5 protein-coding genes are annotated in these 6,343 nt (G+C 44.8%); 4 read left to right on the forward strand and 1 reads right to left on the reverse strand.

Going from position 1 to position 6,343, the window contains the following annotated elements; all coding sequences use genetic code 11:
* Nucleotides 1-326: hypothetical protein (locus tag AC1DSE_RS27940; RefSeq protein WP_477528539.1), on the reverse strand; the 326-nt coding region annotated here is incomplete at its 3' end.
* 265 nt (nt 327-591) lie between these two features.
* On the opposite strand from AC1DSE_RS27940, the gene AC1DSE_RS27945 reads away from it, so the two are divergent.
* The 4 genes from AC1DSE_RS27945 to AC1DSE_RS27960 all read left to right on the forward strand — a co-directional run.
* Nucleotides 592-1,503 (forward strand): AraC family transcriptional regulator, encoded by a 912-nt coding sequence (locus AC1DSE_RS27945; RefSeq protein ID WP_477528540.1) that lies wholly within the window; start codon nt 592-594, stop codon nt 1,501-1,503.
* A 51-nt stretch (nt 1,504-1,554) separates the two neighbouring features.
* Nucleotides 1,555-3,120, forward strand: a complete 1,566-nt coding sequence (locus AC1DSE_RS27950; protein WP_477508865.1) for a response regulator — start codon at nt 1,555-1,557, stop codon at nt 3,118-3,120.
* A 12-nt stretch (nt 3,121-3,132) separates the two neighbouring features.
* A complete protein-coding gene (locus AC1DSE_RS27955; protein WP_477508866.1) occupies nt 3,133-4,893 on the forward strand; it encodes a sensor histidine kinase in 1,761 nt (586 codons plus the stop codon).
* 110 nt (nt 4,894-5,003) lie between these two features.
* On the forward strand, nt 5,004-6,343 hold a 1,340-nt coding region (locus AC1DSE_RS27960; RefSeq protein WP_477528541.1), incomplete at its 3' end, for an extracellular solute-binding protein.

Below are 6,343 nucleotides of genomic sequence, written 5' to 3' on the forward strand. Positions count from 1 at the left end.
ACCAGCTTGTTGTCCGGAACGCTGCCAGTCACAGTTGAAGCATTGACTGTGGCAACTTCGGCGCTTTTTGTTGTACCGCCGGCCAAGTCTGGAGAAGTACCGTAAACAATTTCTGATGTGTTAACCGTCGCATCCGCAACCCAGTTGAAAGCCATAGCCGTTTTACCATCGGCTGCGCCTCCGCCTATAGCCAATGTGATTTGCGACGGAATGGCCGCGGGTGGAGCTGCTTGAGCCGGCATAGGCTTTACAATTCCGGTGGCAGCTACCAGCAAGACCAACATTGCCGTCATCCACCTTGACATTTTTTTTCGTACTCTACTCATTTAATACAAATCCCCTTTCGACAAAGTATGTTTACTTTAACTGAGATTTGTTATATCTAATCGCATGCAACTATAAACATTTGTAAAGTTAAAACATGACCTATGCAGTTCTAATCATTAACTGGTGCAAAAGGACAGCAAATATTCATTTCCTTCGTATACTGAATTCTAATCCTCTGCATTACCACGAAATTGATATTATAAGTTAACTTATAACTCTATTTTGTTTATAATTAACTCAATATTGATAGGGTGGTGAATATCTTTGCTGGAATACCGTCTTCTGGAAAAAGTACTGCACGGCTCCTCTGACTTTCCGTTCGCCGTCTATAACGTAGATTATCTTTCGGGAAATCAGTCTATTCTTCCGTTGCATTGGCACGAGGAAATCGAGTTGATTTATATTCGAGCGGGACAGGCCGTATTCTCCGTGAACCATGTGGAGATCCATGTGCAGGCTGGCGACTGTCTGATCGTCAATTCGGCAGAACTCCACAGCGGCTATTGCAACTCCGCTTACGGTTGCTCCTACACCGCTATCGTATTCAAGCTATCCTGGCTATCCGCCCTGCATCCCGATTTCTGTCAGGAGCAATGTTTGAATCCGCTTCTTCGAGGAGATCTTTTGTTCCCTTCCCTGTTGACTCGACGGCGAGTGCAGGATCGTCTATTGATCGACCGAATCGAAGATCTGCTCACGGAATACCGCGTCGAACGCGAAGGATTTCAGCTTGGTGTCAAAGGACGGCTTTATATGATTCTCRCAGTTCTCTACCCGCATTTGATTCCAAAGCAGCTATACGAACGCGCCAATCCTTTAAACACGAACAAGTGGAAAAACATGATTCAAGTGCTGGAGTACATCAACAAAAACTACAAATCTTCGCTCACGCTCGACGATCTGGCATCCATCGGCTCCATATCGCCGTCCCATCTATGCCGGCTGTTCAAAGAGCTGACGGATATGAGACCACTCGAATATATTAATATGCTCCGCGTCAACAGCGCCGCGCTGATGATCCAATCCGGCTCGTGCAGCATGCTGCAGGCAGCTCTCGAAAACGGCTTTCAGCAGCTTAGCTACTTCTCAAAGCAATTCAAGAAATATAAGGGAATTTCGCCTTCAACGTTTAAACGCCTGCAAGGGAATGCATCATTACCGAAAGAATCGCTGTAGTTAAACAGCCGTAGCTAAGGCCGTAGTTTGTATCTCAAAGGAGGAAAAACCATGTATAAGGTGCTGATCGTGGATGACGAAATTTTTGTGCGCAAGGGCTTAATAAGTCTGATGGATTGGTCGTCTATGCAATTTGAAATTTGTGGCGAAGCGGAAAATGGGAAGCAAGCACTGGACCTTATCGAACAACAGACCCCGGACCTCGTCATTGTGGATATACGCATGCCCGTGCTAGACGGTCTGGAGCTGATTCAAAAGGTGAAAGCGGAATGCGAGCATCAACCGCTGTTTATTATCTTAAGCGGGTACCCCGATTTCTCTTATGCTCAGCAAGCCTTCCGCTACAATGTGTCGGATTATATCCTGAAGCCCGTTGATGAACAGGAGTTTACATCCACTTTGAAAAAAATAGCCAATTCGCTGAATCAAAAACAGCTCTTATCGATAACGAGAGAAAAGCCGCTTATCGAAACCGTCATCGAAAGTTTGCTGCAAACCGAACCAAGCGAGCAAGTGATGGCGCGGATTGCCCATGCGCTGGAACTTCCACTCTCCTCTTCCTATACGTATATCATTGCAGAAATACAAGATAGGCTGCCTCAAGGGGCAATTGACTATTTTCCAGCACTGCAAACGGCACTCCAGCAATATTTTCATCATGAGGGACAAGCTCTGCTTATTCATGTACGCGCGTACAATCAATATGGCTTTATTGTGCCTCAGTTGTGGCTGGACGAGCAAAACAATGCAGAGCGGACGAACTACGCCATGCTGCTTGACATGCTGGAGACGGAGCTTGCAACGACGATAGCTTTGTTTATAGGCCATTCGACAAGCCATTTAAAACAAATTGCTCAATCCGGAACCAGTGCCGAGGAATGCTTGAATTATCGTTTTGCCGCAGGCTTTAACGGCATCTTTATGGCATCGGACCTGCATAAGCTGCCCTTATATTACTTTGATGTGGATGAAGAACTGCATAGCAAGCTCATCTATGAGATTGAAGCCAATCAACTGAAAGGTTATCACTCCGCCATTGATGCCATTTTTATTTCCTTTCAGGAGCGGCATTTCGCTCCAGGTGCCGTTACGAATACAATTAGGCGAATCATGATTGCTATCATCAATATCATCCGGCAGCTGGGAGGAAACGAAAAAGATCTGCAATGGTTGGACGAATTGCTTAATTGGCAGATGAAATACCGCAATTTGAAGCAGATAAGGCATGTTTTCTTGCAGTTTATAGAAGAAGCGGCTAAATATATCGCGGAGAAGCGAGGCGAAAAGAACGAGGGCAGTATTGAAAAAGTGAAAAAATATATCGACAGCCACTACAAAGAAAACATCTATTTAAAAGGAATAGCTGCCGAATTCCATATGAATCCAGTCTATCTCGGTCAGTTGTTTCGCAAAAATTACGGCGTTTATTTCAATGAGTATGTGCTGTCACTTCGCATAGAGGACGCCAAGCGGCTGCTGCGGCAAACGAAAAAACGCATGTACGAAATCGCGGATCTCGTAGGCTTTCAAAATGCCGATTATTTTGCCGCCCAGTTTGAAAAGCTGGAAAACATGACGCCAACGGATTATCGGAATAAGATTATCGGTAAAAAATAAGGAGGCTCCCCCGTGCTCAACTATCGGCTTCATCATCTGAAGCTCCGAAATAAACTGGTCTTCATTTATATTGTATGCGTATTCATACCGATCGTACTGACTAACGTGATGTTCTATCATGTGACCACCATTAACATCAAAAATCAGAAAACGACAGATGCGGAACAAGCCATAAATCTTTTAAAAGCCGAATTTGGGGCAGTCATTGAAGATGCAGCAGGTATTTCCTATCTGTATTCGATTAACAAGCAGCTCAACAATCATTTAAACACCCTCCATGCCTCTCATGACCACTATGTGGAGTCTCTAAATGCCATATCCAATCTGTTCAACCGAGCCGACAAGGAGTACAAATCCATCAGCTCTGTTGTGATTATGAGCGACAATCCGTCGATACTGGCTTCGAGCCATATCATCAGGCTCGAGAACGAGATGCGGAATACGGATTGGTATCATCAAATTGAAAATTTCAATAACACGTATCCCTATTTGTATGTGACGTCCGACAGTATCAGCGTTATTCAAAAGCTATCCGATCCCCGGTTTGAAACCTATGAGCATGTCATGAAAATCGACTTAAATATGAAATACATTAACCAAATTCTTGATTTATCCAGCTTTGAGGGGGATTTTTACTTTATGGATCCGTCTTCTCAAGCTCGATACGGCCGTCTGTCGAGCGGTCAACCAAGTGATCTGATCAAAACAGGACGGACACTAAGTCTCAAGGAAATACCCGTACCGAATAAGGCAATCATCATTAGCAAGCAATATCATAACAACCGCTATTTGGGAGACTGGACGATATACGGAGTATTGGATGAAGAGAAAATTTTATATGATGTCCGGCGATCAGGGCAATTTATCCTTTGGTTTGCAGGGATTAATTTCCTTGTGCCTACGATTGTGATTGTTATTGTTTCCCGCTCGATCCATACACGCATTCAAAAGATTCTGAAACACATGAAATCCGTAAAAGGCAAAAACTTCGAACGTATTCCTTATCATCGAGAACGGGATGAGGTCGGCGAGCTTGCAGTGGAGTTCAACCGAATGAGCGAGAGGATTGAGAATCTGATCAATGATGTGTATGTTACAGAAATTCAGAAGAAAGAGCTGGAGCTAAGCCAAAGACAAGCTCAACTGCACGCGCTGCACAGTCAGATCAACCCCCACTTTTTATTCAACGCGCTCGAAACGATCCGAATGCGGAGTCAGATGAAGGGCGAGCTGCAGACGGCCAAGACGATTCAGAACATGGCGAAAATTTTCCGTAAATCAATTCTTTGGAAGCGAAGCTTCGTTACGATTCGCGAGGAGCTTGAATTAATGGAAAGCTTCCTGGAAATTCAGAAGTACCGTTTCGATACGAAACTAGAGTTTCATATCGAGGTGGATCAATCCTTGCTGGATATTGAAATTCCGAAGATGACCTTTTTGCCATTTGTAGAAAATGCAAGCATTCATGGCATTGAGAGTGTGCCAGGCATCGGTTATATTACGATTCAGATCGCGCAAGAACAAGGTCAGATTGTCTTCCTTATTGTAGACAACGGGGTAGGCATGGATCAGGAGAAGATCAGCGAGCTTCATCATTATCTCCATGAGGAAGCGATTATGGGCGATTCCATCGGAATGAAAAATGTCATTACTCGCCTGAAAATATGCTACGGTGAATCGTTCAGCTTCACGATTGACAGTTCTCCAGGGGGAGGCTCACGGATCATGCTGCGTCTACCGCTGGAAAAAAAAAAGATAAATTCCGAGCAATAAGTACTTAATTATTCAAAGACCGATCTAAGCTTTGCTATATAACAATCATAAACACTATCTTCTATACTGAAAGTGCTTACAATACTTTGATAGAGAAAGGGGATACAGCAATGCKCAACAAAAAATGGCTGCAATCCAGCCTGGCCGTTCTAACGGCTATGACAATCCTCCTTGCTGGCTGCTCAAATAATGATGCAGGAGGAAACAAAGCGGCAGAAGGAACGAAAAGCGAGGTAAGTACAGAACCGGTAACCTACGATTACTTCGCTTTCGGTACGAATAAAGACGTGCTTGCAAGCAACACAACCATCGGCAAGATCCTCCAAGGTCAGACAGGTGTCGATTGGAAGATGGAATATGTAGTAGGAGATGCAAGCACAAAGTCTGGAGTCATGATCGCCGGCGGCGATTATCCTGATGTCATCTCTCCAGTAGGCGAGCTTTCTAAGCTTCTGGATGCAGGCGCATTCATCCCGCTCAACGATCTGATTGAGAAGTATGGTCCTAACATCAAGCGTGTCTACGGCGATTATATGGACAAGATCACGAATGAGGACGGAAACATCTATATTCTTCCTTTCACGGCCAATGTAAACGGCTACTTGATGGAGCCGGACGCGTCCAGTACATTTTGGATGCAAAGACGTGTACTGAAAGAATTTGGTTATCCGGAAGTGAAAACGCTTGATCAATATTTTGATCTGATCGAGAAGTATCAAGCCAAATACCCTACGGTAGACGGAAAAGGTACGATTGGCTTCCTTACTTTCGCTGGCACCCCTGGCGAGTTTTTCACCATCACCAATCAGCCGATGCATCTAGCCGGATATCCAAACGACGGCAACGTCATGGTTGACATGCAAACTCATGAAGCCAAGCTTTATATGGCTAGCGAATATGAGAGGCGCTGGCTTTCTTCATTAAATGCGATGAACCGGAAAAGCTTGCTTGACCCGGAAACCTTTACTGCTAACAAAGACCAGTACCTCGCTAAACTTACGTCCGGCCGCGTGCTCGGATATGTCAACTATGCTTGGCAGATTGGCGATGCTACCAACAATTTGAAAGCGGCAGGCAATGACGACCTACGTTATGTGGCGCTTCCCATTGTCTTTGACGAAAGCATAACAGATGCCTATATCGATCCTCCCTCCTTTGTAAACAACCGAGGGCTAGGAATTACCGTGAGCGCTGAGGATCCGATACGAATCATTAAATATTGGGATAACCTATTGACCGAAGAAAATCAGAAGCTCATTCAATGGGGTGAGAAAGATGTCACCTATTCGGTAAATGAAGAAGGCCGTTTCATCATGAGCAAGGAGCAAGTAGCCAACCGCAACGACAATGAATTCAAACGTAAATACGGCTGGGCATACTTCGATTATGAGTGGCCGCGATATGGCAACAACTCGGTGTACGAGGACGGCAACGCTCATGTGCCTACTAA

Source organism: Paenibacillus sp. 01L418 (assembly GCF_056400045.1).

Bases quoted from the DNA above. Each gene is read 5' to 3' on its own strand.
- AC1DSE_RS27950 (WP_477508865.1), top strand. From the start codon at position 1,555: ATGTATAAGGTGCTGATCGTGGATGACGAAATTTTTGTGCGCAAGGGC.